The following is a 23,410-nucleotide window of genomic DNA, read 5'->3' on the forward strand; positions in this document are numbered from 1 at the left end:
CATGATGAAATCCCTAGTCGAAGCCGCCATCAAGCAGCGGCTGGTGGTGTGCGTGATTGCCGTGGTGCTGTTCTTCTTCGGCCTGCGCGCTGCCACCAAGCTGTCGGTGGATGCTTTCCCCGATGTCACCAACGTGCAGGTGCAGATCGCCACCGAAGCCGCGGGCCGCTCGCCCGAGGAAGTCGAGCGTTTTGTCACCGTGCCGGTGGAAATGGCCATGACCGGCCTGCCCGGCCTGGAAGAGATGCGCTCGCTGAACAAGGCGGGCCTGTCGCTGATCACGCTGGTGTTTACCGACGCCACTGACGTGTACTTTGCCCGCCAGCTGGTGATGGAGCGCCTGATCGAAGTGGGCGGGCGCATGCCGGAAGGCGTGTCGCCTGTGCTGGGCCCGGTTTCCACCGGCCTGGGCGAGGTCTACCAGTACACGCTGGACCGTGCCGACGACGGCAACCGCGAACTGACGCAGGAAGAGCTGGCCGAGCGCCGCATCGCCCAGGACTGGGTGGTGCGCCCGCTGCTGCGCTCGATTCCGGGCGTGGCCGAGATCAACTCGCAGGGCGGCTACGTGCGCCAGTACCAGGCGCTGGTCAACCCGGAACGCATGCGCCACTACCAGATCTCGACCCAGCAGGTGTATGAGGCGCTGGCGCGCAACAACGCCAACTCCGGCGGCGGCGTGCTGCCGCATTATGCGGAGCAGTACCTGATCCGCGGCGTGGGCCTGGCCCGCGGCGTGGATGACCTGGGCAGTATCGTGCTCAAGGAGATCAACGGCACGCCGGTGTACCTGCGCGACGTGGCCAACGTCACCATCGGGCATGAAGTGCGCCAGGGCGCGCTGGTCAAGAACGGCCAGACCGAGGCGGTCGGCGGCATCGTCATGATGATGCGCGGCGGCAATGCCAAGGAGGTGGTCAGCCGCGTGAAGGCGCGCGTGGCCGAGATCAACGAGCGCGGCATGCTGCCGGGCAAGCTGCAGATCGTGCCGTACTACGACCGCAGCGAACTGGTCGACTCCGCACTGTGGACCGTGACCAAGGTGCTGCTGGAAGGCGTGGTGCTGGTGGTGATCGTGCTGTTCCTGTTCCTGGGCGACGTGCGCTCGTCGGTGATCGTGCTGGCCACGCTGGTATTGACGCCCTTGCTGACCTTCATGGTGATGAACGAGGTGGGCCTGTCGGCCAACCTGATGTCGCTGGGGGGGCTGGCCATCGCCATCGGCCTGATGGTGGACGGCTCGGTGGTGGTGGTCGAGAACGCGTTCGAGCGGCTCGGCCACAAGGAGCCGGGCCTCACCAAGACCGAGATCCTGGTCAAGGCCGTGCAGGAGGTGGCCACGCCGGTGATCGTGGGCGTGGGCATCATCATCCTGGTGTTCCTGCCGCTGATGACGCTGTCGGGCATGGAAGGCAAGATGTTCGCGCCGCTGGCGTTCACCATCTCGATCGCGCTGGCGATCTCGCTGTTGCTGTCGCTGACGCTGTCGCCGGTGCTGTCGTCGTACCTGCTCAAGGGCGGCGCCGAGCACGACACGCATGTGATCGCCTTCATGAAGCGCCACTACCTGCGCCTGCTGCACTGGGCGCTGGGCAACAGCCGCAAGACGGTGATCTGCGCGGTGGCGGCCTTCGTTGCCACGGTGGCGATCGTGCCGCTGCTGGGCACCTCGTTCATTCCGGAGATGAAGGAAGGCTCGATCGTGCCCGCGCTCGACCGCGTGCCCAACATCTCGCTGGAAGAGTCGATCAAGCTGGAGAAGGAAGCCAACAAGCTGGTGCTGAGCGTGCCGGGCGTGAAGTCGGTGGTGTCCGGCGTGGGCCGCGGCGAAAGTCCGGCCGACCCGCAGGGCCAGAACGAGTCGACTCCGATCGCCAGCCTTAAGGACCGCGGCGAGTGGCCCGACGGCTGGACCCAGGACGATATCGCCAACGCCATCCGCGAAAAGCTCAAGGCCATTCCCGGCGTGCAGATCGTGATGGCGCAGCCGATCTCGGACCGTGTCGACGAAATGGTTAGCGGCGTGCGTTCTGACGTGGCGGTGAAGGTGTTCGGCGACGACCTGGACAAGCTGCGCGAGCTGGCGGGCGAGATTTCGCGCGTGGCCGGCGGCATCCAGGGCTCGCAGGATATCCGCATCGAGCGCGTGTCGGGGCAGCAGTACCTGTCGATCGAGATCGACCGCCAGGCGATTGCGCGCTACGGGCTGAACGTGTCCGACATCCATGACGTGATCGAGATTGCCATCGGCGGCAAGCGTGCCACGGACATCTTCGAAGGCGAGCGCCGCTTTGCCGCGGCGGTGCGCCTGCCGGAGGAGTTCCGCAACAACGAGCAGGCCATCCGCCAGCTGCTGGTGTCCACCCCCAACGGCACCCAGGTGCCGCTGCAGAGCGTGGCCAAGATCGAGGTCAACGACGGTCCGGCCCAGATCAGCCGCGAAATGGCCAAGCGCCGCGTGGTGGTGATGATCAACGTGAAGGACCGTGACCTCGGCGGCTTCGTGGCCGAGCTGCAGCAGGCCACCGACGCCAAGGTGAAGTTGCCCGAAGGCTACTACCTGGAGTGGGGCGGCCAGTTCCAGAACATGGAACGCGCCATGGGCCACCTGAAGATCATCGTGCCGGTGACCATCGCCGCGATCTTCTTCCTGCTGTTCCTGCTGTTCAACTCGCTGCGCTTTGCCACGCTGATCATCACGGTGCTGCCGTTTGCCTCCATCGGCGGCATCATCGGGCTGTTCGTCACCGGCGAATACCTGTCGGTGCCGGCCTCGGTGGGCTTTATCGCGCTGTGGGGCATGGCGGTGCTGAACGGGGTGGTGCTGGTGTCGTATATCCGCACGCTGCGCGACTCGGGTTTGTCGCTCGATGAAGCGGTGGTGCAGGGCGCGACCCAGCGTTTCCGCCCGGTGATGATGACCGCGACCATTGCGATGCTGGGCCTGGTGCCGTTCCTGTTCTCGACGGGGCCGGGCTCGGAAGTGCAGCGTCCGCTGGCGGTGGTGGTGATCGGCGGGCTGATTACGTCGACGCTGCTGACGCTGGTGATGGTGCCTACGCTGTATCGCTGGTTTGACGATCGCAAGCCGGATCCGACCAGGGATGTGCCGGTGTAAGGCAGCACAGACCTTCAAGTCCCGCTGGTTTGCTCCCTCTCCCGCAAGCGGGAGAGGGAGCACGCAAGTGGTCATTCAGAACCCTGCGCGCTTGCCAGCCGTTACAAGACAAACGCCCCATGCTTGGCATGGGGCGTTTCTTTTTTGCACAGCCGCCTTATTCAATAGCCGTAATACGGCTGCTGCTGTTCGTAATACCCCGACGGCTGCGGGCCGCAAGGCACATAGGCACGGTCGTAGTCGCGGTAGCAATACCCCGGCGGCGCTGCCGGCGGTGCGTATGAGACGGGAGCCGGCGCGTAGGTCACCGGAGCCGGTGCGTACGTGACGGGGGGCGGTGCCGCCATGACCGGCGTCGAGGCCAGGGCCGCGCCAAAGGCCAGGCCGACCAGCGCGCCGACAGCCAGCACCGCTCCGGCATTCGAGCCGCCGCCGTGGTGGTGGTGGCGGCCGCGCGCGGACGCCGGGCCGGCTGCCACCAGCGCCACGCTCAGGGCAACCGCTGCAACGATTCGGGTGGAGGGGCGCATATCGGACTCCTTCTGATGCAGCTTGTGTGCATTCATGATGCACGCAAAGCGCCCCTCAAGGTGTTTCTGCGCGGCCGGCGACTTGTTAGGGTTGTAACGGCTGCTTTAATGCCGGTCAGCCGGCGGCCAGCGCGCGCTCGGGCTCCTGCCCGAATGGCGGCATGTTTTCCAGCCGCAGCGATTGCGGCACCGACAGCGAGATGTCCGCGGCGCGCAGGCGCTTGAGGATTTCGAACAACAGGTCGCTGCGCGTGTTGGCGGCGATGCGCGGGCTGCCGACATAGCCCGTCACCGACAGCGTGATGCCGTTGGGCGCCAGCTGGCTGAACATGACCGAGGGTGCCGGCACGTCCAGGATGCTCTCGTTCTCGCGGTAGACGTCCAGCAGCAGGTCGCGCAGCTGTTCGGGGTCGGTATTCAGGGGGAAGGTAAGTTGCAGCGACGCCACTCCCTGGGTGCTGTTGCTCATGGTCACGTTGCGCAGGTTCTGCGAGATCAGCTGCGAGTTGGGCACGATCACGGTGGAGCGGTCGCCCAGCTGGATTTCGGTAGCGCGCACGTTGATGCGGCGGATATCGCCCTCCACGCCGGCAATGCTGACCATGTCGCCCACCTTGACCGGACGCTCGGTCAGCAGGATCAGGCCGGAGACGAAGTTCTTCACGATCTCCTGCAGGCCGAAGCCGATACCCACCGACAGCGCGCTGACGATCCACGCCAGGTTGTCCCAGCGCACGCCCAGCAGCGACAGCACCAGCAGCACCAGCAACACGTAGCCGACATTGCTGTACAGCGTAATCAGCGAGGCGCGCAGGCCCGGCTCCTTGCAGACCTTGGGCAGCAGTTCTCCATCGAGCCAGCGCCGCACCGAGCGCAGCAGCCAGATGCCGACCCCGAGAGCGACCAGCGCATTCAGGATGCGGTCGGGCATGATGTTGAGGCTGTGCAGCTTCTCGCCGCCCAGCACCATTACCAGGCTGTTGAGCAGGTCCGCGGGTGTGGTGCCGAAGCCGCCGGTCAGCAGCGCCAGCACCGCCACCAGCAGCAGCACGCTGGCGCCGATGCCTGACAGGATGGTGGAGGCCTGCTCCAGGTGCGAATCGTCCACGCCGAACAGCTGCTTGATGACACGGCCGCTGGCGTAGTTGGTCGAGAGCAGGCTTTCGCAGACGTCGCGCGTGACCTGGGTCAGCAGGTACAGGCTGCACAGCACGATGTCGAACCAGACCAGCTCGTAGGTCAGGAAGCGCGCAAAGCTGATGTAGCCGGCCAGCAGCGCCACCACCGACACCAGCACGATGACCGACACGCCGGCGTGGATCATGCCCGCCAGCGTGGCGCGCGCCTCGGGCCGCTCGCCGGCGGCCGCCAGCAGGTTGCGCACGCGGTTGGCGCGCAGCAGCGCGGCGCCGATGGTCAGCACCACCACCAGCGAGACCAGCCCGCGTCCCAGCAGCGTGACCTGCACGCTGGTATCGGCAATGCGGTTCAGCTGCTCGAGCGTGCCGGCCAGCAGCAACAGGCCGGCCAGCACGGCGGGGAACGGCTTCATCGCCAGCGCCACCGGATCGGCCAGCGCCGGCAGGCGCCAGGAGGGATGGCGCGTGCACAGCAGCGCGCGCCCCAGGCCCGCGATCAGCGCGCTGGTCAGCGTCAGCTTGAGCAGCTGGCCGTACAGCTCGACCAGGTCCGGCGGCAGTTCATAGCTGCGCGTGAAGGCGTTGTAGACCAGCTGCACCGCCAGCCCGGTGGTGCACACGGTGGCCAGCGTGGTGGACAGTGCCAGGGCGCTGCGGCGCAGGCGCGTCTCCGGCAGCTTGTGCAGGCAGAACCACGCCAGTGCCCGTTCCGCCAGGCGCCGGCCCAGGGTCCATACCGCCAGGGCCAGCAACAGCAAGGCGATGGTGGCGGCGCGCTGTGACGGCTGCCAGGCCAGTTGCGCCATCGGCACCACCTGGTCGGTAAAGGTGGCCAGGCGCGCCTGGTCTTCCTGTGTCGGGCTGACCAGCGGCTTCCAGAACTGCGGGTTCAGGATGCTCTCGGAGCGCAGCGCGAGCTGGTCCTTCATCTGGCCGCGCTGCAGCCGCGCCAGCTGGTCGCTCAGGTTGGCGATGTTCGCCTTGCTCTCTCCTGCCTGCTTGAGTTGTGCGTCAAGCTGGGCACGGCGCGCATTCAGATCGGCGCGCTGCCTGACCACCGCCGGCGCTTCCTTGGTGGTGGCGGCCGCCGGTGGCGGGCCCAGCACGTCCAGCTGCGCCTGCAGCTGCGCCCGCTGCGGCGTCAGCGCCGAAGACAGCTTGTCGACGTCGGCATCGAGCTTCTGCAGCGTTTCTTCGAGTTCATGCAGCCTGGTGTTGCCTTCCGGGTCGGAGGCCTGCTGCTTGATGCGGTCCTGCTCGGTCTGCAGGCGCTTGAGTTCGGCGGCGGCCTCGCCGTGGCTGATGGCGGGCGCCTGCTGGGCGCCGGCCTCGGAAGCCGCTTCTGATGCCGGGGCGGCCAGTGCGGCCGGCGTCAGGTGGCATAGCGCAGCGAGCGCAAGGCCCAGTGCGAGCCGTGAAACTTTGCTCATGGCGGAATCTCGTCGGATGGTGACTTGCGGCGGCCCCGGCATCGGCAACGGCATCGCGCTGGCACGCGTCGGGTGCGGCGGCGATGGGATGCGGGAACGGCCGGAGCACCGGCAATGAACACGGGAAGGGAGCCGCTCGCTGGCGCTCCCTTCAGCGAAGTCTGGTCAGGGCACGAAGCGCGGCGGGCTGCCTGGCAGGCCGGTGTGCGGGACACGGGACGTGCTGACCGATGGCGGCGGGACCAGAGGACACGAAAAACGGCCTTGCCGCGGTTCGCGAAATTATACGAAAGCGGATACGCCACCCAGCCGTTCCTTGTGTCGGATAGCGCACGGGGTGACATTTTGATACGGATACGCGCGCGGTGGCGCGTGGTCTGCGGGAATCGCATTACCATCACGGTCTTTCGGGCCGCAGGCGGCCCATTTCATTACCAGGAGATGGCATGGCTGTTCCGTCAGGCACGGAAAAGGCGCAGCTCGGCGGCGAGGCCGGGCAGATCGAAATGTTGGTGGACCGTCCCGCCGGCGCGCCGCGAGGCATCGCCGTGGTCGCGCATCCGCATCCGCTGCTGGGCGGCTCGGCCACGCACAAGGTGCCGCACCAGTTGGCCAAGGCGCTGGTGGCACGCGGCTTCCTGACCGTGCGGCCGAATTTCCGCGGGGTCGAGGGGTCCGCGGGGCAGCATGACCAGGGCAGCGGCGAGGCGCAGGACATGCTCGCCGTGGTCGCCCATCTGCGCGAGGCCCATCCCGGCCTGCCGCTGGCACTGGCCGGCTTTTCCTTTGGTGCGTTCGTCATGGCCAATGCCGCCGCCACGCTGGCGGCGCGGTCCGTGCCGATCCGCCACCTGGTGCTTGCCGGCACGCCTTACGGCACCGTCAAGGCGCACCGCAGCTATTACACGCCGGCCGTTCCCGCCGATTGCCTGGTGGTCCACGGCGAGCGTGACGAGCGCGCGGAACTCGGCGCGCTGTTCGACTGGGCGCGCCCGCAGGGGCTGCCCGTGGTAGTGGTGCCGGGGGCGGACCACTTCTTTACCGGCAAGCTGCCGCTGCTGGTCCGTATCGTCGGCGGCTACCTGGATCGTCCCGAGGCCGGGGCGGCCGCCTGACGGCTTAAGGGCGCCAGGCCTCAGGCGTTCGGCATCGCCGGTGCGCCGCCGATCGGGTCGGGATGGATCTGCATCAGCGCGGCGCGCTTCTCCAGCAAGTGCTGGCGCAGGATGGCCGCCAGCCGCTTGCCGTCGCGGGCTTCCAGCGCGTGGATCATCTCTTCGTGATCGTGCACGGCGCGGTCCCATTTGTCGGTCTGGTGGTTGGAGCGGAAACGCATCGCCTTGAGCCGCCGGTTGAGCGTCAGGTAGGTCTGCTGCAGCGTCTGGTTGCGCGCGGCACCGGCGATGCGGTCGTGGATCTCCTGGTTGCGGGCGTAGTAGCCGGGCAGGTCGTTCTGCGCGCGGCAGGCCAGCATGGCGTAGTGCAGCGCCTTGATCTCGGCCAGCTCCGGCGGCGTGATGCGCTCGCACGCCAGCTCCCCGGCAAACGCCTCCAGGCCGCTCATCAGCTCGAAGGCTTCCCGGGCCTCGGCCTCGCTCATCCGTGACACGCTCGCGCCGCGGTTGGGCGAGATCTCGATCAGCCCCTCGGCGGCCAGCACCTTCAGCGCCTCGCGCAGCGGCGTGCGCGAGATGCCCAGCGTTTCACACAGCTCGCGCTCATTGAGCTTCATGCCCGGCGGCAGCACCCCCTCGACGATAAAGTTGCGCAGGTGGTCGACCACGGTGTCGTGCAGCCGCTGGCGCACGACCCTGGGCAGGAGCGGGGCGGCGGCTGCACCGGTGCCGTCCGGAGTTTGCATGCAATGTCCCTGTCATTGGCGTTGCGCCATTCTAAGACATTGCCGGCGGGCGGCGGCCCGCTGCGCGCCTAGCGTGCCGGACCGCGCAGCGGCATGCCGTTTTCGCGCGGTGCCTGGGAGCCTTCGCCCCGTCCGATCAGCGCCACCGACAACGCCGACACCACCCCCGCAAAGGCAACGTAGGCGCAGATCTGCCAGGGCTTGCCGCCGCCCGACTTGAGCAGTGCCGTGGCGATGATGGGCGTGATGCCGGAGGCGAAGATTCCCGAGAACTGGTAGACGAACGAGATCCCGGTGTATCGCACCCTGGCATCGAACAGCTCGCAGAACAGCGCAGCTTCCGGGCCATAGACCGCGGCGTAGAGGATGCCGAACGGCACCACGATGGACAGCCACAGCAGCATGGTGTTGCCGCCGCTGTTCAGCATCAGCCAGAACGCCGGGAAGGCGGACAGCGCCGTGATCAGCGAGCCCCAGAAATACACGCGGGTGCGGCCGATGCGGTCGGACAGGTGGCCGAAGAACGGAATGAAGAAGCACATCGCAATGGCCGCCGCCATTACGCCGACCAGCGCTTCAGTCCGGCTGATATTGATGGTCTGGGTCAGGTAGGTGATCGAGAACACGCCGAAGATGTTGAAGAAGACCCCGTCGATATAGCGTGCGCCCATGCCCTTGAGGATATTGCCCGGGTAGCGCCGCATCATGTCGACAAAGGGAATCTGGGTCTCGGCATTGCGCTGCTTGATCACGGCGAATTCAGGTGTCTCCTTGACGTTGAGGCGGATATACATGCCCACGAACACCATCCCCGCCGAGATCAGGAAGGCCACGCGCCAGCCCCACGCCAGAAACTGCGTATCGGTCAGGGTCAGCGACAGCAGCGCCACCACGCCGGATGCCAGGCACAGTCCGATCGCCAGCCCGATCTGCGGCAGCGACGCATAGAAGCCCCGTTTGCCCGGCGGTGCGTACTCATAGGCCATCAGCACCGCGCCGCCCCATTCGCCACCCAGGCCGATGCCCTGCAGCACGCGCAACAGCAGCAACAGGATCGGCGCCAGGATGCCGATGCTGTCATAGGTCGGCACCAGCCCGATCAGGAAGGTGGACACGCCCATGATCATCAGCGTGATCACCAGCATGCTCTTGCGGCCGACCTTGTCGCCAAAGTGCCCGAAGATCACGCCGCCCAGCGGCCGCGTGACAAAGCCCACCGCAAAGGTGGTGTAGGCCAGCATGGTGGCCACCAGCGGGTCATTGCCGGGGAAGTACAGCTTGTTGAAGACCAGGCCGGCGACCACGCCGTACAGGAAGAAGTCATACCATTCGATGGTGGCGCCGATCACGGACGCCAGCGCGACCTTGCGGATCGCCTGTTCGTTGGGGCTTGTCATGCTTGTCTCCTCTGGTGATGGGCGGCGTCCTCTGGAAGGATGGTTATGGACGCCGGATGCACTGCAGGGTTTGGCCTTGTTATGGATGCCTGGCCTTGGTTGTTCGCAATCAGGATTGGCGCAGGCCGCTCAGGCGGCTGCTGCCATCTTGGTTGCCACGTCGACGGGATGCACTTCCCGCCGTGCGTCTTCGCGGATGAAGTCGGCCGCGCGCTCGGCCATCATCACCACCGGCACGTTGGTGTTGCCCGAGACCAGCGTAGGCATCACCGAGCAGTCCACCACGCGCAGCCCGCCCACGCCATGCACGCGCAGGCGCGCATCGACCACTGCCAATGGATCGGCGGCGGGCCCCATTTTCGCGGTGCCCGACGGATGGAAGATGGTGGCACCGTACTCGCGGCAGAAATGCAGGATCTCGTCGTCGCTGCGCACCTCGTCGCCCGGCCGGAACTCGCGCTTCATCAGGCCGCGCATCGGTTCGGCCTGCGCCACGCGCCGGGCGTAGCGCACCGCTGCCACGGTGCAGCGCCGGTCCAGCTCGGCCGACAGGTAGTTGGGCTGCATCGACGGCGGCTCATAGGGATCGGTCGAGCGGATCCGCACCGTGCCGCGCGACTCGGGCCGCAACTGGCATACCGAATAGGTGCAGCCGGAGAAGGGATGCACCGTGCCGCCCGCCATGTCGGCGGACAGGGTCGAGAAATGGAACTGCGTGTCCGGCGTGGCGCTTTCCTGCGGCAGTGCGCGGCAGAACATCGCGCCCTGGTTGATGCCGATCGCCAGCGGCCCCTTGCGCATCAGCAGCCATTCCAGGCCCATGCGCGCCTTGCCCGTCAGCGAGCGCAGCTGGTCGTTGGTGGTGATCGGCTTGGCCACCTCGTAGATCAGTCGCACCTGCAGATGGTCCTGCAGGTTCTCGCCCACGCCCGGCAGGGCATGCACCACCGGTACGCCCAGGTCCTGCAGCAACGGCGCCGGGCCGATGCCCGACAGCTGCAGCAACTGCGGCGACTGCAGCGCGCCCGCGCACAGGATCACCTCGCGCCGCGCCCGCAGGATATAGGGCTGGCCATGCTGGGTGTAGCGCACGCCCACGGCACGCTTGCCTTCGAACAGGATCCCGGTGGTGTGGGCATCGGTCTCGACGCGCAGGTTCGTGCGCCCGCGCGCCGGGCGCAGGTAGGCCACCGCGGTGGAGCAGCGCCAGCCGTTGCGGGTGGTGAGCTGGTAATAGCCCACGCCCTCCTGGTCGCCACCGTTGAAGTCGGTCTTGCGGGGCAGGCCCAGCGCCTGGCCGGCGCCGATGAAGGCATCGACCAGCGGATGCTGCCGGTCGATCGAGGTCGCGTTCAGCGGGCCGTCGGTGCCGCGCGTGGGGCCGGCGCCAAGGTCGTTGTTCTCGAGCTTGCGGAAGTAGGGCAGGCAGTTGTCCCAGCTCCAGCCCGGATTGCCCAGCGTTTCCCAGTGGTCATAGTCCTCGCGCTGGCCGCGTACGTAGATCAGGCCGTTGATGGCGCTGCTGCCGCCCAGCGTGCGGCCGCGCGGCCAGTAGATGCGGCGATCGAGCATGTTGGGATCGGGATCCGTATAGAAGCCCCAGTTCACTTGCTTGTGGAACATGGTCTTGCCATAGCCGATCGGGATATGGATCCACGGGTAGCGGTCGGGCGGGCCGGCCTCCAGCAGGCAGACCGAATAGCGGCCGTCTTCGCTGAGCCGGTTGGCCAGCACGCACCCGGCCGAGCCGGCGCCTACCACGATGTAGTCAACGGTTTGCGACATCGTCGCTGTCTCCTTTTTTGGCCGGCAGGCACGTAACCATCCGGCTTGGATCTATAATCTGAAACATTCTGTTCCGGATTTTATTTTTCAAAGCCGGAATGGAAAGCTCAATCGCGAGGAGACGCCGGTTGTGAAACAGAACGTGCAATTCCCGTTTCAGAATCGCACTGCAGCAGAAGACGGGGCGGTGGAGGACGATGCACGCAGCCTGCGCGTGCTGATGGTGCTGTCCAGCCTGGCCAGGGCGCAGCACCCGCAGACGTTGTCCCAGCTTTCGCAGCGGTTGCATGTGCCCAAGGCGACACTGATGCGCCTGCTGGCCGCCATGGAGCGCACCGGCTTCGTGGTCCGCATGCCCGCCGAGCGCGGCTATGTGCCCGGCCCGGGCGCCGCGTCGCTGGCACTGCAGACCCTCAGGAGCCCGCCGATGCTGCGCGAGTGCCGCGCCATCCTGGCCAGGCTGGTGGCGAGCCTGGGCGAGACCTGCAACCTCACCGCGCTCGACGGCGACCGGGTCCTCTATGTGGAGCGGGTCGAGACGCACGAGCCACTGCGCCTGCAGCTGTCGCCCGGCATCCACGTGCCGCTGCACTGCACCGCCAGCGGCAAGCTGTTCCTGTCAGCGATGAACCGGCTGGAGCGCCAGCACATGCTCAGGCGGCTGGACCTGGCCCCGCACACGCCGCGCACGCTGTCCGATGTGCCGGGACTCAACACCGAGCTGGACCGGCTGGGCGCGCGCGGCATCGGCGTGGACCACGAGGAATTCGTGCGCGGCATGTGCGCGGTGGCAGTGCCGGTGCGCGAGCCGGATGGAGAGGGTTCAGGCCGGGTGGTGGCCGCGATTGCCTGTCATGCGCCGACTGCGCGGGCTTCGCTTGAGGCGCTGCTGCAGGCGGTGCCGACGCTGCAGGGCGCGGCGAGGGAGATGGCTGCGGTGCTGTGCGCGCACTGAGCCGGACCGGCTTCCCGTTCAGCGCTTGCGAACGCCAGCCGCCGCCACCGCGCGCGCGGCCAGCAACGGCACTGGCTCGGCCACGAGGGTCTCGCCGGCGCGACGCATGACGAGCTCGCGAAACAGGCGCGCCGGCGTGCGTGGCGTGAGTTCGTCGTTCCAGACCGCGACCACCGGCTCCACGCGGCTGCCGAGTTCGAAGCGAAGCACTCGCGCCACCTTGGCCAGGGTGAGCTGCGCGGCAATGCGCTCGGGGAACACCGCGAGGAAATGACCCGCCTGCAACAAGCTGGCCGTGGCGGCCACATCGCTGGTGCGGATGCCCAGCGAGGGCGCCGGCGCCCCTAGGGTATGAAACGCCGTGTGCAGCAGGTGAAGCATGCGCGAGCCGGCCACCGGAATGCACCATTGCTGCCCGGACAGTTCCCGCGCCGCCAGCTTGCGGCGCGTGAGCAGCGGATGGTCCAGGCTGGCGACAATCACCACCTTCTGCGCCGGGACTACCGGTGCCGTGCGCAGCGCGGGTAGCGACAGGCGCGGATCGTCATAGGCGAACAGCAGGTCCAGCGAGCCATCCACCAGTTGATCCGCCAGTTCGCCGATGCCGCCTTCGATCACGCTGATCTCCACGCGCGGATGGTCACGGTAGAAGTCGCTCATCGCCCGCGCCAGGAAGGGCTGCACCGACATCGTCCGGAACGCGATGCGCAACGCCCCCTGGCTGCCGGCACGCACTGCCTGCAGCGATTCGGCGAGCCGTTCGAGCTGCGCCAGCAAGACCGCCGCATGGGCTGCCATCTCCCGTCCGGGCTCGGTCAGGTGCAGGCCGCGGCGGCTGCGCTCGAACAGCGGCATACCCACGATGTCTTCGATCTCGGCCAGGGTCTTGGACACCGCGGCGGGGCTGACATGAAAGCGCGCGGCGACGGCTGCGGCGGTTGGCATCTCGCTCAGCGCCAGCATGATGCGCAGGTGGCGCAGCTTGAGGCGGCCAAGCAGGGTATGGGCGAAGGCTTCGGCGGGCATGGGGCAGGCGACGATCGGCGGGGCCGGGTGGCTCATTCTACAAGTTAACCATTTGCTCAACAAACAGCGATTTTTATTCGCTTTTGGTATCGGAACCGATCCCATATAGTCGGCGCATCACCTGATTCATTCCAAGCCATCACGAGGCAATCAGACCTCAGGAGGAGACCCATGGAAACCATGAGCCATTTGCGCTCGATCATGCGCGGCATGCTTGCCGGCGCAGCCTTGCTCGCAGCCACTTGCGCAACTGCCGCACCCGCGTGGCCCGACCGGCCGCTGCGCCTGGTGGTGCCGTTCCCGGCCGGTGGTTCCTACGACATCATCGGCCGCACACTCGCGCGCAAGCTGGAACAGCGGCTGGGGCAGCCGGTGATGGTGGAGAACATCGCCGGTGGCGCGACCGTGCCGGGTGTGTCGTCGGTGCTCAAGGAGAAGGCCGACGGCAACACGCTGCTGCTGGCCAGCGACGGCACGCTCAGTATCAATCCGTTCACGATCAAGGGCCTGCGCTATCGCCCCGAGACCGACCTGACGCCGGTGACCATCGTCAGCACCGTGCCGCACTGGATCATCACGCGCGCCGACCGCAAGGAGATGACGCTGGGCGAGCTGAAGACGCATATCCAGCGCAATCCCGGCAAGGTGTCGATCAGCATCAACGTCGTCGCGGGGGCTGCGCACCTCGGCCTGGCCGACTGGAAGCGCCGCAATGGCCTGGATTTCACCATCGTTCCATACCGCGGCTCGCCGCCGGCCATGGCGGACCTGATCGGCGGCCAGACCTATGCGCATGTCGATGTGATCGGCTCTTCGGTCAATTACGTCCAGGATGGCAAGGCCAGGCCCCTGGCCACGCTGCAGGCGGAGCCCGTCACGCAGTTTCCCAGCCTCGAAACGCAGAAGGCGGGCGGCACGGATGTGCTGCAGGTACGCGGCAACCTGGCGCTGGTGGTCAAGGCGGGTACGCCGGCCCCGGTCATCGACCGGCTCTACAGGGAAGTGAAGGCCAGCGTGCAGGAAGCGGACTTTGCCGCGCGCCTGCAGACGCTTGCCTATGAGCCGGTCCTTTCCACCCCCGAGCAGGCCCGCCGCTTCCTGCAAGCGGAAACGATCCGCTACGGCGCCATTGCACGCGCAGTCGATCTCGAATCCAACTGAACCCTTCACGCTGTCGGAGCCAGTCCATGCGTTTTGTCATTGCCCTGATGCGGCATGAAACCAATACCTTTTCGCCGATTGCCACGCCATTGAGCGCGTTCAACCGCGGCAGCACCGCTGGCCCGCTCTACGGCGACGACGCGGTGCGTGCGTGCCAGGGCACCAACAGCGCCGCGGCCGCGTTCATCGACCTGGTACGCCGCCAGGGCGACGAGTTCGTGATGCCCCTGATGGCGAACGCGGTGCCCAGTGGCATGGTGACCGCACAGGCATTCGAGTCGATGGCGGCCAGCATTGTCGAGGCGGTGGGCGCAGGCTGCGATGCCGTGATGCTGGACCTGCACGGCGCCATGGTGGCCGAGGGCTATCCGGATGCCGAAGGCGAACTGCTGGCACGCATCCGTGCCGCCGCGCCCGAGGTGCCGATCGCGGTATCGCTGGATTTCCACGCCAACTTCAGCGCTGCGCTGGTTGACAATGCGACCGTGATCGCCGGCTACTGCACCTATCCCCACGTGGACGTGTACGAGACCGGCGCACGCGCCGCCCGTACCCTGATGGCGGCGCTGCGAGGCGAGGCCCGCCCGGTCCTGTTGTGGCGCACGCTGCCGATGCTCACCCACATGCTGCGCCAGACCCCGCGCGCGCAACCCATGAAGGACATCATGGAGCGTGCGATGGCGGCCGAGCGCGATGGCGAGGTGCTCAACGCCTCGGTGTTTGGTGGTTTTCCGCTTGCCGATATCCCGCATACCGGCCTGGCCGTGGTGATCGTGGCGGATGCCGCCAGGGTCGACGCAGGGCGGCGCCTGCTCGACGAGCTCTGCGGCATGGCGTGGGAACGCCGGGCTGATTTTGTTTTTCCGATCGAGCCGATGGAGGAATCCATCGCGCGCGCCAAGACGCTCACGCAGGGCCCGGTCGTGCTGGTCGACCATGGCGATAACTGCGGCGCTGGCGGGCCGACGGATGAAATGACGGTGCTGGGCGAAGTCCTGCGCCAGGGGCTCGAAGGCGTGGTCGCCGGGCCGTTCTGGGACCCGGGCGCGGTGGCGGAACTGATTGCCGCCGGCGTCGGGCAGTCCGTCACACTGGATGTGGGCGGCAAGACCGACATGCCCGCGCTGGACCTGAAGGGCCGTCCGCTGCGGCTGAGCGGCCGGGTGCAGTGCATTACCGACGGCAACTACCAGGTCACCGGCCCGATGTTCACAGGCATGAAGCTGAGCCTGGGCCGCACCGTGGTGCTGGATGTCGCCGGCACGCTGGTCGTGATCTGCGAGAAGCCGCAGGAGCCGTTCGATACCGGCGTGTTCACGCATGCGGGCATCGACCTGTCGCGCCGCAGGTACATCCTGATCAAGTCGCGCCAGCACTTCCGCGCAGGGTTCGAGCCGATCGCCAGCGAGATCGTGCTGGTGGCCGGCCCCGGAGTCTGCAGCTCTGACTACAGCCAGTTCCCGTTCCGCAACCTGCGCCGCCCGATCTATCCGCTGGAAGTGCACACTGCGCTCGAGGCCGCCTGAGCGCATCCGCCGCCGTCAACCGGAGTAATCCGTATGCTATTTCCGAACCCCTTGCGACGGCTGGCCGCCGCGCTGGCATTGGCCCTGGGTGCCAGTGCCGTTCCTGCCATGGCTGCCCCCGCCAGCGGCGACGCGCCCGTGCGCATCGTGGTCGGCTTCGCGGCCGGTGGCGCGCTGGACATCTTCGCGCGCGCGCTTGCTGAAAAGCTGCGTGTTTCGCTCGATACGCCTGTCCTGGTCGAGAACCGCCCCGGCGCATCGGCGCGGCTGGCGCTGGAGAACGTCAAACGCGCGCCGCCAGACGGCAAGACGGTGCTGATCTCGCCCGCGCCGCCGTTCACCATCTTTCCGCTGACCTACAAGCGCCTGGCCTATGACCCCGACAAGGATCTGGTTCCGGTCGCCTACCTGGCCGATGTGCCGCTGGTGGCGTCCGCCAGCGTCAACCAGCCCTATCGGACCATGCCGGAATACCTGGCATGGGTGAAGCGCAACCCGGACAAGGGCGGTGTCGGGCTGGTCACGCTCGGCGGCAGCATTCATTTCGGGGTGCTGTCGCTCAGCAAGTCGATTGGCGTGCCGTTGCTGCCCACTGCCTATCGCGGCGCCGTCATGATGCTGACCGATGAGATCGGCGGCACGCTGCCGCTGGGTATCGATGCGGTGGGGGGCCAGATGGAGCTGTACCGGGCGGGCAAGATCCGTTTCCTCGGCGTCACCGGGACCCGCCGGTCGGCGCTGCTGCCTGATGTGCCAACGCTGGCGGAGGCGGGCGCGCCGGGTTTCGAGGCGGCGTCAGGCTGGTACTCGGCTTTTGTGCCGGCGGGGACGCCGCCGGCTGCGGTGGCGAGGATCGAGAAGGCGCTGCTGGATGCCGTCAAGGATCCCGTGGTGCGCGACAAGATGTCGGCGCTGGGCATGGAGATGAACGGCAAGCCGGGGGATGCCCTGCGCAAGCTCATCCAGGCGCAGCGCACGCAGTGGGGCCCGGTGGTCGCGGCTTCGGGCTTTACGGCCAGCGAATGAGGCGAGCGGGCCAGGCGACGGTGGCGCGGGTATCGCTTGCTGCCTACCCTGATTGCGCAGGGCCGTGCCGCAACAGCCGGCCAACCCGCTCACGCAACATCGGCAGCACCTCGTCCTCAAACCAGGGATGCTGCTTGAACCACGGCTGGTTGCGCGGTGACGGATGCGGCAACGGCACGAAGCCGGGCGCGTAGTCCTTCCATGCCCTGACGGTCTCGGTCAGCGTTGGCTTGCGGCGCGCCCCGAGGAAATGGCGCTGCGCGTACTGGCCGACCAGCAAGGTCAGCTCGATCGACGGCAGTTGCGCCAGCAGCCGGTCGAGCCACAATGGCGCGCACTCGCGGCGCGGCGGGTTGTCGCCGCTCTTGCCGCGTCCGGGATAGCAGAACCCCATCGGGATGATCGCGAACTGCGATTCGTCGAGGAAGGTGGCGGCATCGACCCCGAGCCACTGCCGCAGGCGGTCGCCGCTCGCATCGTTCCAGGGAATGCCGGTTTCATGCACGCGTATCCCCGGCGCCTGGCCGACGATCAGGATGCGCGCGTCGGCCCCGACGCGCACGATCGGGCGCGGGCCCAGCGGCAGGTGTGGCGCACAGGCGCGGCAAGCCCGCACTTCGGTCAGCAGGGCATCGAGCGAGGCGTAGCGGGGCCGGCTCATCGTCACTGCGCCATCACGCGTGGTTGCCTGCCACCTGCCGCGACAGGAAGCTGCAGGTGGCCACCAGCACTTTCGCGCACTCAGGGATGCACGTCTCCATCCGGTTCTTCGGCCCTGCCACGGCAATGGCCAGGGTCTCATTGTTCAACGTGAGGAAGGTCGCGACGGCCCAGACGTCGCTGACGTTCTCGCCGCGCGTGACGAAGTAGCCGGCGCGCCGGCTTTCCTGGATGTCGCGCACGAGGGCCTCCGGGTCGGTCTTGGTGGCCATGGTGATGGCGGGCAGTTCCCGGCCGGCCAGCCAGCCGCGCAGCTCCTGCTCCTTCAGGCCGCCCAGGATGGCCTTGCCGATGGAGCTCGAGTGCAGCGGCTTGAACTCCCCCGGCTTGGCCGTGTAGCGGATCGCGTGCACGCCTTCGATGACCTGCAGGTAGATCACGGATTCACCCTGCCGCTTGCCAAGGATCACGGTTTCCCGCGTGGCGTCGCGCAGCCGCTCCAGCACCGGCGTGGCGCGTTCCACGAACGGGTCTTTCTCGGTGATGTCGCGCGCCACGTCATAGATGCGCCGGGTGGGATAGAGCGCGCGCGGACGGGTGAGGGAATAGAGGTAGCCGCGTGCCATCAGGGTCGAGACGATGGCGTGGCAGGTGCTCTTGGGAATGTCTATCGCCTCCGCCAGCTCCGTCAGCGACAGCGGCCGCTGGTTTGCCTGGAAGGCTTCAAGGATATCGATCACCCGCTCGATGGCGGTCACCGTGACGCCGGACATAGTCCCCTCCTTTCGCTTGCACCTGGCTGGAAGAAATTCGGCCGGCTGAACAAACGCCGGCGGCGTGGCCGTATTCCGCTGCATTGTACTCATTTGTTCGAGATACGGAACTAGCGTTCTTGTGCCGGAATAAACCCCCGCCTAGCATCCATTCAAACCAGTCGGGAGGCAGAACAGCGTGTACGCAGCTAAGGACATCACCGTGGAGGAGCGCGCCGGCGGCGCGCTATGGATCACGATCGACCGGGCGCAGAAACACAATGCGCTGGCCCGCCACGTGCTGGCGGGATTGGCGCAGGTGGTGAGCGCCGCGGCGGCGCAGCCCGGGGTGCGCTGCATCGTGCTGACCGGCGCCGGCCAGCGCTTCTTTGCGGCAGGCGGCGATCTGGTCGAGCTGTCCGGCGTGCGCGACCGGGAGGCTACGCTGGCCATGAGCGAGCAGGCGCGCGGTGCCCTGGATGCGGTGCGCGACTGCCCGCTGCCGGTGCTGGCCTACCTGAACGGCGATGCCATCGGCGGCGGCGCCGAGCTGGCATTGGCCTGCGACATGCGGCTGCAGTCGGCGAGCGCGCGCATCGGCTTTATCCAGGCGCGGCTGGCCATCACCTCGGCCTGGGGCGGCGGCCCCGACCTGTGCCGGATCGTCGGCGCGGCGCGGGCCATGCGCATGATGAGCCGTTGCGAGCTTGTCGATGCGCAGCAGGCGCTGCAGTGGGGCTTGGCCGATGCGGTGGTCACGGACGGACCCGCCGGCAAGGACATCCACGCCTTCCTGCAACCGCTGCTGGGCTGCGCCCCGCAGGTGCTGCGCGGCATCAAGGCGCAGACCGCGGCCAGCCGGCGCGGCGAGTCGCATGACGCTGCCCGCACCATCGAGCAGCAGCAACTGTTGCATACCTGGCTCCATGCGGACCATTGGAACGCTGCCGAGGGCATCCTCTCCAGGAGGGCCCAATGAGCAACGCTGAGCTGTCCATGACGGATGCGGGCGCCGAGCCGGCCTTGCGGCCGGTCAGCCAGAGCGGCATCGAGGTTCCGGCGAGCGTGGATGCGGCGGCGGTCCATCCGGACAGGATCGGGGACCCCGGCAGCTACCCGTTCACGCGCGGCATCTTTCCCGATGGCTACCAGGGCCGGCTGTGGACCATCCGCCAGTACTCGGGATTCGGCACCGCGGAGGAGTCCAACGAGCGCTACAAGTTCCTGCTGGCGCAGGGCCAGACCGGCCTTTCAGTGGCGCTGGACCTGCCGACCCAATGCGGCTTCGATCCGACCCACCCGATGGCCCGGCCGGAAATCGGCAAGGTCGGCGTGTCGCTGTCGAACCTGAGCGAGGCCGAGATCCTGTTCGACGGCCTGGACCTGTCAAGGATCTCGACCTCGTTCACCATCAACGGCACGGCCGCGATCGTCTATGCCATGTACCTGGCCGTCGCAGACAAGCAGAACGTGCCGCGCAGCAAGCTGACCGGCACGATCCAGAACGACATCCTGAAGGAGTACGTCGCGCGCGGCACCTGGATCTTCCCGGTGCGGCCGTCGATGCGGCTGATCGCCGATTCGATCCTCTATTCGAACGAGGTCTCGCCACGCTTCAACCCCATCAGCATCGCCGGCGCCCATGTGCGCGACGCGGGGGCCACCGCGGCCGAGGAAATGGCGTACACCCTGGCCAACGGACTGGCCTATGTGGACGAGCTGCGTGCCCGGGGCGGCGACGTGGAGAAGTTTGCCAAGCGCCTGTCCTTCTTCTTCTACGTGCACATGGACTTCTTCGACGAGATCGCCAAGTTCCGGGCGGGCCGCCGGCTCTGGGCGCGCCTGATGAAGGAGCGCTATGGCGCCAGGGATGCGAAGGCCCAGCATTTCCGCTTCGGGGTCGTCTGCGGGGGATCGTCGCTGGTGGCGCCCCAGCCTTACAACAACGTGGTGCGGGTGGCGGTGGAGACCATGGCCGCGGTGCTGGGCGGGGCCCAGTCGATCTTCACCTGTGCCTTCGACGAGGCCTTCCAGATCCCGACCGAGTTCTCCGCCGAGCTGGCCGTGCGCACGCAGCAGATCATCGCCTATGAAAGCGGCATCGGCCGGACCGTCGATCCGCTGGGCGGCAGCTACTTCCTGGAGCAGCACACCGACCGGATGGAGGCGCAGATCGTCCACGTGATGGACGAGATCGAGGCGTACGGCGGCGTGATCCCTGCCATCGAGGATGGCTGGATCCAGATGCGGCTGGCCGAGCGGGGCCTGCAGCGCAAGCTGGACACCGATTCCGGCCAGACCGTCATCGTCGGCCAGAACCACTTCAGGAAGGAGGGGGAGGAGATCCGGGTCGGCGAGGTGTTCACGCTGGATCCGACCGTCGCGCAGCGGGCCCTGGAGAAGTTCCAGCGCGTGCTGGATACGCGCCAGCAGTCAGCCGTGGACGCATCGCTGGCCCGGCTGACGGCCGCGGCCGCCAGGGACAGCGAGAACGTCATGCCCTATCTGGTGGATTGCTGCCATGCCTATGCCACGGTCGGAGAGATGGTGGCTTGCCTGAAGCAGCAATGGGGCGAATTCAAGGAGCCGGTGAACCTATGAACACCTTGCAAGCCGCCGGCGCGTTGTCCGGCAAGCGGATACTGATTGGCAAGCCCGGCCTGGACGGCCACGATATCGGCGCGAAGATCATCGCGCTGACGTTGCGCAATGCCGGTGCCGAAGTCATCTACACCGGCCTGCGCCGCAGCCCATTGCAGATCGCGCAGGTCGCTGTCGACGAGGGCGTTGACGCAGTCGGCCTGAGCATCCTGTCTGGCAGCCACAAGGAGCTGGTGGGGGAGGTCATCGCCCAGCTGCGCGAACTCAATGCGCATGACATCAAGGTCTTTGTCGGCGGCACCATTCCCGCCGAGGACCAGCCCTTCCTGCGGACGCTGGGGGTCACCGCTGTGTTTACCGCCGACATGCCGCTGGAGACGGTGGTCAGCAATCTGGGCAGGAGCCTGGCGTGAGCGCGCCCCTTGCCGGCATCCGCATCATCGAAGTCGGCCACATGCTTGCCGGGCCCTACTGCGGGCTGATGATGACCGACCTGGGCGCCGAGGTGATCAAGATCGAGACCCCGGAAGGTGATATCGGCCGCACCATCAGCCCCCATTTCATCGGCCCGCACAATGCCTACTTTGCCAGCCTGAACCGCAACAAGAAAAGCGTGGTGCTCGACCTCGCCAGCGAGGCAGGGACGCTGGCACTCGGGCGGCTGTTGCGGCAATCCCATGCGCTGGTGACCAACCTGCGTCCGGCGGCGGTGCGCAAGCTCGGGCTCACCTACGAGGTGCTGCGCCAGTGGAATGAGCAGCTGGTCTGCGTGGCCGTCACCGGCTACGGCCTTGACGGCCCCTATTCGGACAGCCCGGCATACGACTATGTGATCCAGGCCATGACCGGGGTCATGGCCTTGACGGGAGATCCGGCGGCACCGCCCACCAAGGCCGGCTACTCGGCGGTGGACAACTCGGCTGGCCTGGTTGCCGCAGTGGGCTTGCTGGCGAAGATCGTGCAGGGGCGGGGTGGGCAGGTGGACGTGGCCATGTACGACGTGATGCTGTCACAGCTCAACTACCTTGCCGGGGCCGCCCTGAACGCGGGGGAGACCATCGAGCGGCTGGCCGACTCGTCGCATCCCTACCTGGTGCCCGCACAGATCTTCCCGACCGCCAAGGGCTGGCTGACGCTTTTCATCACCCATGACCGCTTCTGGAAGACCTTCTGCGAGGAGGTGGACCGGCCGGCGTGGACCACGGATCCGCGCTTTGCCACCATGGCGGGCCGCCGCGCGCACCGTGCCGAGGTGATACCCGAGATTGCCGAGGTGCTGCGCTCCGCCCCGGCGGCGCAATGGGTGCGGCGCCTGGGGCCACAGGGCGTGGTGGTGTCGGAGGTGGGCACATTGAATGAGGCGTTGGGCAGCGACATCACCGCTGCGCGCTCGCTGATCGTGGCGCTGGGACAGGGCGAGTTGCCGCTGCGCGCGGTGGCAAGCCCGATCCGCTTCTCGGATTACGAGCCGAGCTATGGCCTGCCGCCGTTGCTTGACGAGCATCGCGATGAAGTCCTGGGCAAGGTGGCGCCATGAACCCGTCCTCGCTCGACCGGGGCGCGCTGGGCCGGACGCTGACCCGCATCGCCAACGCCACGCCCGCGGAGCTGGTGCAGCGAGCGCAGCGGGATACCCCGCTGCATCCGGCCAGGCGCATCGGCATGACCGGTGCGCCCGGCGCGGGCAAGAGCACCCTGTTGGGCCACCTCGCCATGGCGCGCGCGTCTAAGGGGCGCCTCGGCGTGCTCGCGGTGGATCCCAGCAGTCCCAGGAGCGGCGGCGCCATCCTCGGGGACCGGATCCGCATGGATGAGCTTGGCACCAGCCCGGAACTCTACATCCGCTCGCTGGGCTCGCGCGGCACCTCGGATGGCCTGGCTGACAACCTCCCGGAGATGCTGGATGCGATGGATGACTTCGGCTTTGCCGAGGTGCTGCTGGAAACGGTCGGTGTCGGCCAGACGGAATACGCGGCGCGCGCGCAGGTCGATACGCTGGTGCTGCTGTTGTTGCCGGACAGTGGGGACATGGTGCAGGCGATGAAGGCGGGAATCATGGAAATGGCCGATATCTTCGTCGTCAACAAGGCAGACCTGCCGGGCGCCCAGCGCATGGCCACGGATATCCGGCGCATCGGCGCCATCACGCGGCATGCGCAGGGCGCGTGGGTTCCGCCGGTGCTGCTGACCGCGGCATCGCGTCCCGCCTCGGTCAGTGCCCTGTCCGATGCCATCGACCGGCACCAGGCGTGGCTGGCTGCCGCCGGGCGGCAGGCGGCCTTGCGCAGGCAGCGGGCCCGCTACCGGCTGAAGCGCCTGCTCGAGGTCCAGGTCGCCGAGGTGGTAGCCAATCAGGACGATGAATTCCTGGCCCTGCCACTGCGGCAGCAGCTGTCCCAGGCCTGGACCCAGCTGGGCAAAGCCATTGGCGCGTAGCGCTGCC

At 67.3% G+C, this 23,410-nt stretch carries 19 protein-coding genes; 11 read left to right on the forward strand and 8 right to left on the reverse strand.

Features of this window, described 5'->3' with window-relative positions:
- Position 1: 1 nt before the first annotated feature.
- A complete protein-coding gene (locus AC3WRR_RS09185; protein WP_439672001.1) occupies positions 2-3,118 on the forward strand; it encodes an efflux RND transporter permease subunit in 3,117 nt (1,038 codons plus the stop codon).
- Positions 3,119-3,279: 161 nt separating this feature from the next.
- Here AC3WRR_RS09185 and AC3WRR_RS09190 read toward each other — a convergent pair whose 3' ends face one another.
- The gene (locus tag AC3WRR_RS09190; RefSeq protein ID WP_058696561.1) at positions 3,280-3,648 is read right to left on the reverse strand and encodes a hypothetical protein; all 369 of its coding nucleotides are present in this window, start codon (positions 3,646-3,648) and stop codon (positions 3,280-3,282) included.
- 115 nt (positions 3,649-3,763) lie between these two features.
- Positions 3,764-6,217: a DUF3772 domain-containing protein gene (locus AC3WRR_RS09195; protein ID WP_011617509.1), complete on the reverse strand. Its 2,454-nt coding sequence runs from the start codon at positions 6,215-6,217 to the stop codon at positions 3,764-3,766.
- Between the two features lie 446 nt (positions 6,218-6,663).
- On the opposite strand from AC3WRR_RS09195, the gene AC3WRR_RS09200 reads away from it, so the two are divergent.
- Positions 6,664-7,332: an alpha/beta hydrolase gene (locus AC3WRR_RS09200; RefSeq protein WP_492296750.1), complete on the forward strand. Its 669-nt coding sequence runs from the start codon at positions 6,664-6,666 to the stop codon at positions 7,330-7,332.
- 20 nt (positions 7,333-7,352) lie between these two features.
- Here the strand turns inward: AC3WRR_RS09200 and AC3WRR_RS09205 are convergent, their stop codons facing one another.
- From AC3WRR_RS09205 to AC3WRR_RS09215, 3 genes are all read right to left on the reverse strand, one after another.
- Positions 7,353-8,078 carry a GntR family transcriptional regulator gene (locus AC3WRR_RS09205; RefSeq protein ID WP_454749674.1) on the reverse strand — a complete coding sequence of 242 codons (726 nt, stop codon included), beginning with the start codon at positions 8,076-8,078 and terminating at the stop codon, positions 7,353-7,355.
- Positions 8,079-8,146: 68 nt separating this feature from the next.
- Positions 8,147-9,475, reverse strand: a complete 1,329-nt coding sequence (locus AC3WRR_RS09210) for an MFS transporter (RefSeq protein ID WP_011617506.1) — start codon at positions 9,473-9,475, stop codon at positions 8,147-8,149.
- Between the two features lie 129 nt (positions 9,476-9,604).
- Entirely contained in the window at positions 9,605-11,260 is a 1,656-nt protein-coding gene (locus AC3WRR_RS09215; RefSeq protein ID WP_010810328.1) for a GMC family oxidoreductase, read from the reverse strand.
- A 130-nt stretch (positions 11,261-11,390) separates the two neighbouring features.
- Between AC3WRR_RS09215 and AC3WRR_RS09220 the strand changes: the two genes are divergently transcribed.
- On the forward strand, positions 11,391-12,215 hold the full coding sequence (locus AC3WRR_RS09220) for an IclR family transcriptional regulator (RefSeq protein ID WP_058696504.1): 825 nt from the start codon (positions 11,391-11,393) through the stop codon (positions 12,213-12,215).
- A gap of 18 nt (positions 12,216-12,233) precedes the next feature.
- Here the strand turns inward: AC3WRR_RS09220 and AC3WRR_RS09225 are convergent, their stop codons facing one another.
- Positions 12,234-13,277, reverse strand: coding sequence for a LysR family transcriptional regulator (locus tag AC3WRR_RS09225; protein WP_234788061.1), 1,044 nt, complete (start codon positions 13,275-13,277; stop codon positions 12,234-12,236).
- Between the two features lie 135 nt (positions 13,278-13,412).
- Here AC3WRR_RS09225 and AC3WRR_RS09230 point away from each other — a divergent pair, with 135 nt between their 5' ends.
- Genes AC3WRR_RS09230 through AC3WRR_RS09240 form a run of 3 tightly spaced genes read left to right on the forward strand, consistent with a single transcriptional unit; the run spans position 13,413 to position 16,954 of the window.
- Complete coding sequence (locus tag AC3WRR_RS09230; RefSeq protein ID WP_010810325.1) at positions 13,413-14,402, forward strand: Bug family tripartite tricarboxylate transporter substrate binding protein; 990 nt, start codon at positions 13,413-13,415, stop codon at positions 14,400-14,402.
- Positions 14,403-14,428: 26 nt separating this feature from the next.
- Positions 14,429-15,928: a M81 family metallopeptidase gene (locus tag AC3WRR_RS09235; RefSeq protein ID WP_010810324.1), complete on the forward strand. Its 1,500-nt coding sequence runs from the start codon at positions 14,429-14,431 to the stop codon at positions 15,926-15,928.
- A 33-nt stretch (positions 15,929-15,961) separates the two neighbouring features.
- Entirely contained in the window at positions 15,962-16,954 is a 993-nt protein-coding gene (locus AC3WRR_RS09240) for a tripartite tricarboxylate transporter substrate-binding protein (protein ID WP_492296752.1), read from the forward strand.
- Between the two features lie 43 nt (positions 16,955-16,997).
- On the opposite strand, the gene AC3WRR_RS09245 is transcribed toward AC3WRR_RS09240, so the two are convergent.
- A complete protein-coding gene (locus tag AC3WRR_RS09245) occupies positions 16,998-17,615 on the reverse strand; it encodes a uracil-DNA glycosylase family protein (protein WP_439671994.1) in 618 nt (205 codons plus the stop codon).
- A gap of 13 nt (positions 17,616-17,628) precedes the next feature.
- The gene (locus tag AC3WRR_RS09250) at positions 17,629-18,387 is read right to left on the reverse strand and encodes an IclR family transcriptional regulator (protein ID WP_010810321.1); all 759 of its coding nucleotides are present in this window, start codon (positions 18,385-18,387) and stop codon (positions 17,629-17,631) included.
- Positions 18,388-18,565: 178 nt separating this feature from the next.
- On the opposite strand from AC3WRR_RS09250, the gene AC3WRR_RS09255 reads away from it, so the two are divergent.
- Genes AC3WRR_RS09255 through meaB form a run of 5 tightly spaced genes read left to right on the forward strand, consistent with a single transcriptional unit; the run spans position 18,566 to position 23,403 of the window.
- Positions 18,566-19,345, forward strand: coding sequence for an enoyl-CoA hydratase/isomerase family protein (locus AC3WRR_RS09255; protein ID WP_011617503.1), 780 nt, complete (start codon positions 18,566-18,568; stop codon positions 19,343-19,345).
- Positions 19,342-20,967 (forward strand): acyl-CoA mutase large subunit family protein, encoded by a 1,626-nt coding sequence (locus tag AC3WRR_RS09260; RefSeq protein WP_010810319.1) that lies wholly within the window; start codon positions 19,342-19,344, stop codon positions 20,965-20,967. The genes AC3WRR_RS09255 and AC3WRR_RS09260 overlap by 4 nt, the downstream gene beginning before the upstream one ends.
- Positions 20,964-21,380, forward strand: coding sequence for a cobalamin B12-binding domain-containing protein (locus AC3WRR_RS09265; RefSeq protein WP_010810318.1), 417 nt, complete (start codon positions 20,964-20,966; stop codon positions 21,378-21,380). Before AC3WRR_RS09260 ends, AC3WRR_RS09265 begins: the two co-directional genes overlap by 4 nt.
- On the forward strand, positions 21,377-22,504 hold the full coding sequence (locus tag AC3WRR_RS09270; RefSeq protein WP_010810317.1) for a CaiB/BaiF CoA transferase family protein: 1,128 nt from the start codon (positions 21,377-21,379) through the stop codon (positions 22,502-22,504). The genes AC3WRR_RS09265 and AC3WRR_RS09270 overlap by 4 nt, the downstream gene beginning before the upstream one ends.
- Positions 22,501-23,403 carry a methylmalonyl Co-A mutase-associated GTPase MeaB gene (gene meaB / locus AC3WRR_RS09275; protein WP_010810316.1) on the forward strand — a complete coding sequence of 301 codons (903 nt, stop codon included), beginning with the start codon at positions 22,501-22,503 and terminating at the stop codon, positions 23,401-23,403. Before AC3WRR_RS09270 ends, meaB begins: the two co-directional genes overlap by 4 nt.
- Positions 23,404-23,410 lie beyond the last annotated feature (7 nt).

Source organism: Cupriavidus sp. FW305-3-2-15-C-LB2 (assembly GCF_058787575.1).

What these genes read in the sequence shown, in the direction of transcription:
- AC3WRR_RS09185 (WP_439672001.1), top strand. Translation starts at nt 2, where the DNA reads ATGATGAAATCCCTAGTCGAAGCCGCCATCAAGCAGCGGCTGGTGGTG.
- AC3WRR_RS09190 (WP_058696561.1), bottom strand. Translation starts at nt 3,648, where the DNA reads ATGCGCCCCTCCACCCGAATCGTTGCAGCGGTTGCCCTGAGCGTGGCG.
- AC3WRR_RS09195 (WP_011617509.1), bottom strand. Translation starts at nt 6,217, where the DNA reads ATGAGCAAAGTTTCACGGCTCGCACTGGGCCTTGCGCTCGCTGCGCTA.
- AC3WRR_RS09200 (WP_492296750.1), top strand. Translation starts at nt 6,664, where the DNA reads ATGGCTGTTCCGTCAGGCACGGAAAAGGCGCAGCTCGGCGGCGAGGCC.
- AC3WRR_RS09205 (WP_454749674.1), bottom strand. Translation starts at nt 8,078, where the DNA reads ATGCAAACTCCGGACGGCACCGGTGCAGCCGCCGCCCCGCTCCTGCCC.
- AC3WRR_RS09210 (WP_011617506.1), bottom strand. Translation starts at nt 9,475, where the DNA reads ATGACAAGCCCCAACGAACAGGCGATCCGCAAGGTCGCGCTGGCGTCC.
- AC3WRR_RS09215 (WP_010810328.1), bottom strand. Translation starts at nt 11,260, where the DNA reads ATGTCGCAAACCGTTGACTACATCGTGGTAGGCGCCGGCTCGGCCGGG.
- AC3WRR_RS09225 (WP_234788061.1), bottom strand. Translation starts at nt 13,277, where the DNA reads ATGAGCCACCCGGCCCCGCCGATCGTCGCCTGCCCCATGCCCGCCGAA.
- AC3WRR_RS09230 (WP_010810325.1), top strand. Translation starts at nt 13,413, where the DNA reads ATGGAAACCATGAGCCATTTGCGCTCGATCATGCGCGGCATGCTTGCC.
- AC3WRR_RS09235 (WP_010810324.1), top strand. Translation starts at nt 14,429, where the DNA reads ATGCGTTTTGTCATTGCCCTGATGCGGCATGAAACCAATACCTTTTCG.
- AC3WRR_RS09240 (WP_492296752.1), top strand. Translation starts at nt 15,962, where the DNA reads ATGCTATTTCCGAACCCCTTGCGACGGCTGGCCGCCGCGCTGGCATTG.
- AC3WRR_RS09245 (WP_439671994.1), bottom strand. Translation starts at nt 17,615, where the DNA reads ATGAGCCGGCCCCGCTACGCCTCGCTCGATGCCCTGCTGACCGAAGTG.
- AC3WRR_RS09250 (WP_010810321.1), bottom strand. Translation starts at nt 18,387, where the DNA reads ATGTCCGGCGTCACGGTGACCGCCATCGAGCGGGTGATCGATATCCTT.
- AC3WRR_RS09260 (WP_010810319.1), top strand. Translation starts at nt 19,342, where the DNA reads ATGAGCAACGCTGAGCTGTCCATGACGGATGCGGGCGCCGAGCCGGCC.
- AC3WRR_RS09265 (WP_010810318.1), top strand. Translation starts at nt 20,964, where the DNA reads ATGAACACCTTGCAAGCCGCCGGCGCGTTGTCCGGCAAGCGGATACTG.
- meaB (WP_010810316.1), top strand. Translation starts at nt 22,501, where the DNA reads ATGAACCCGTCCTCGCTCGACCGGGGCGCGCTGGGCCGGACGCTGACC.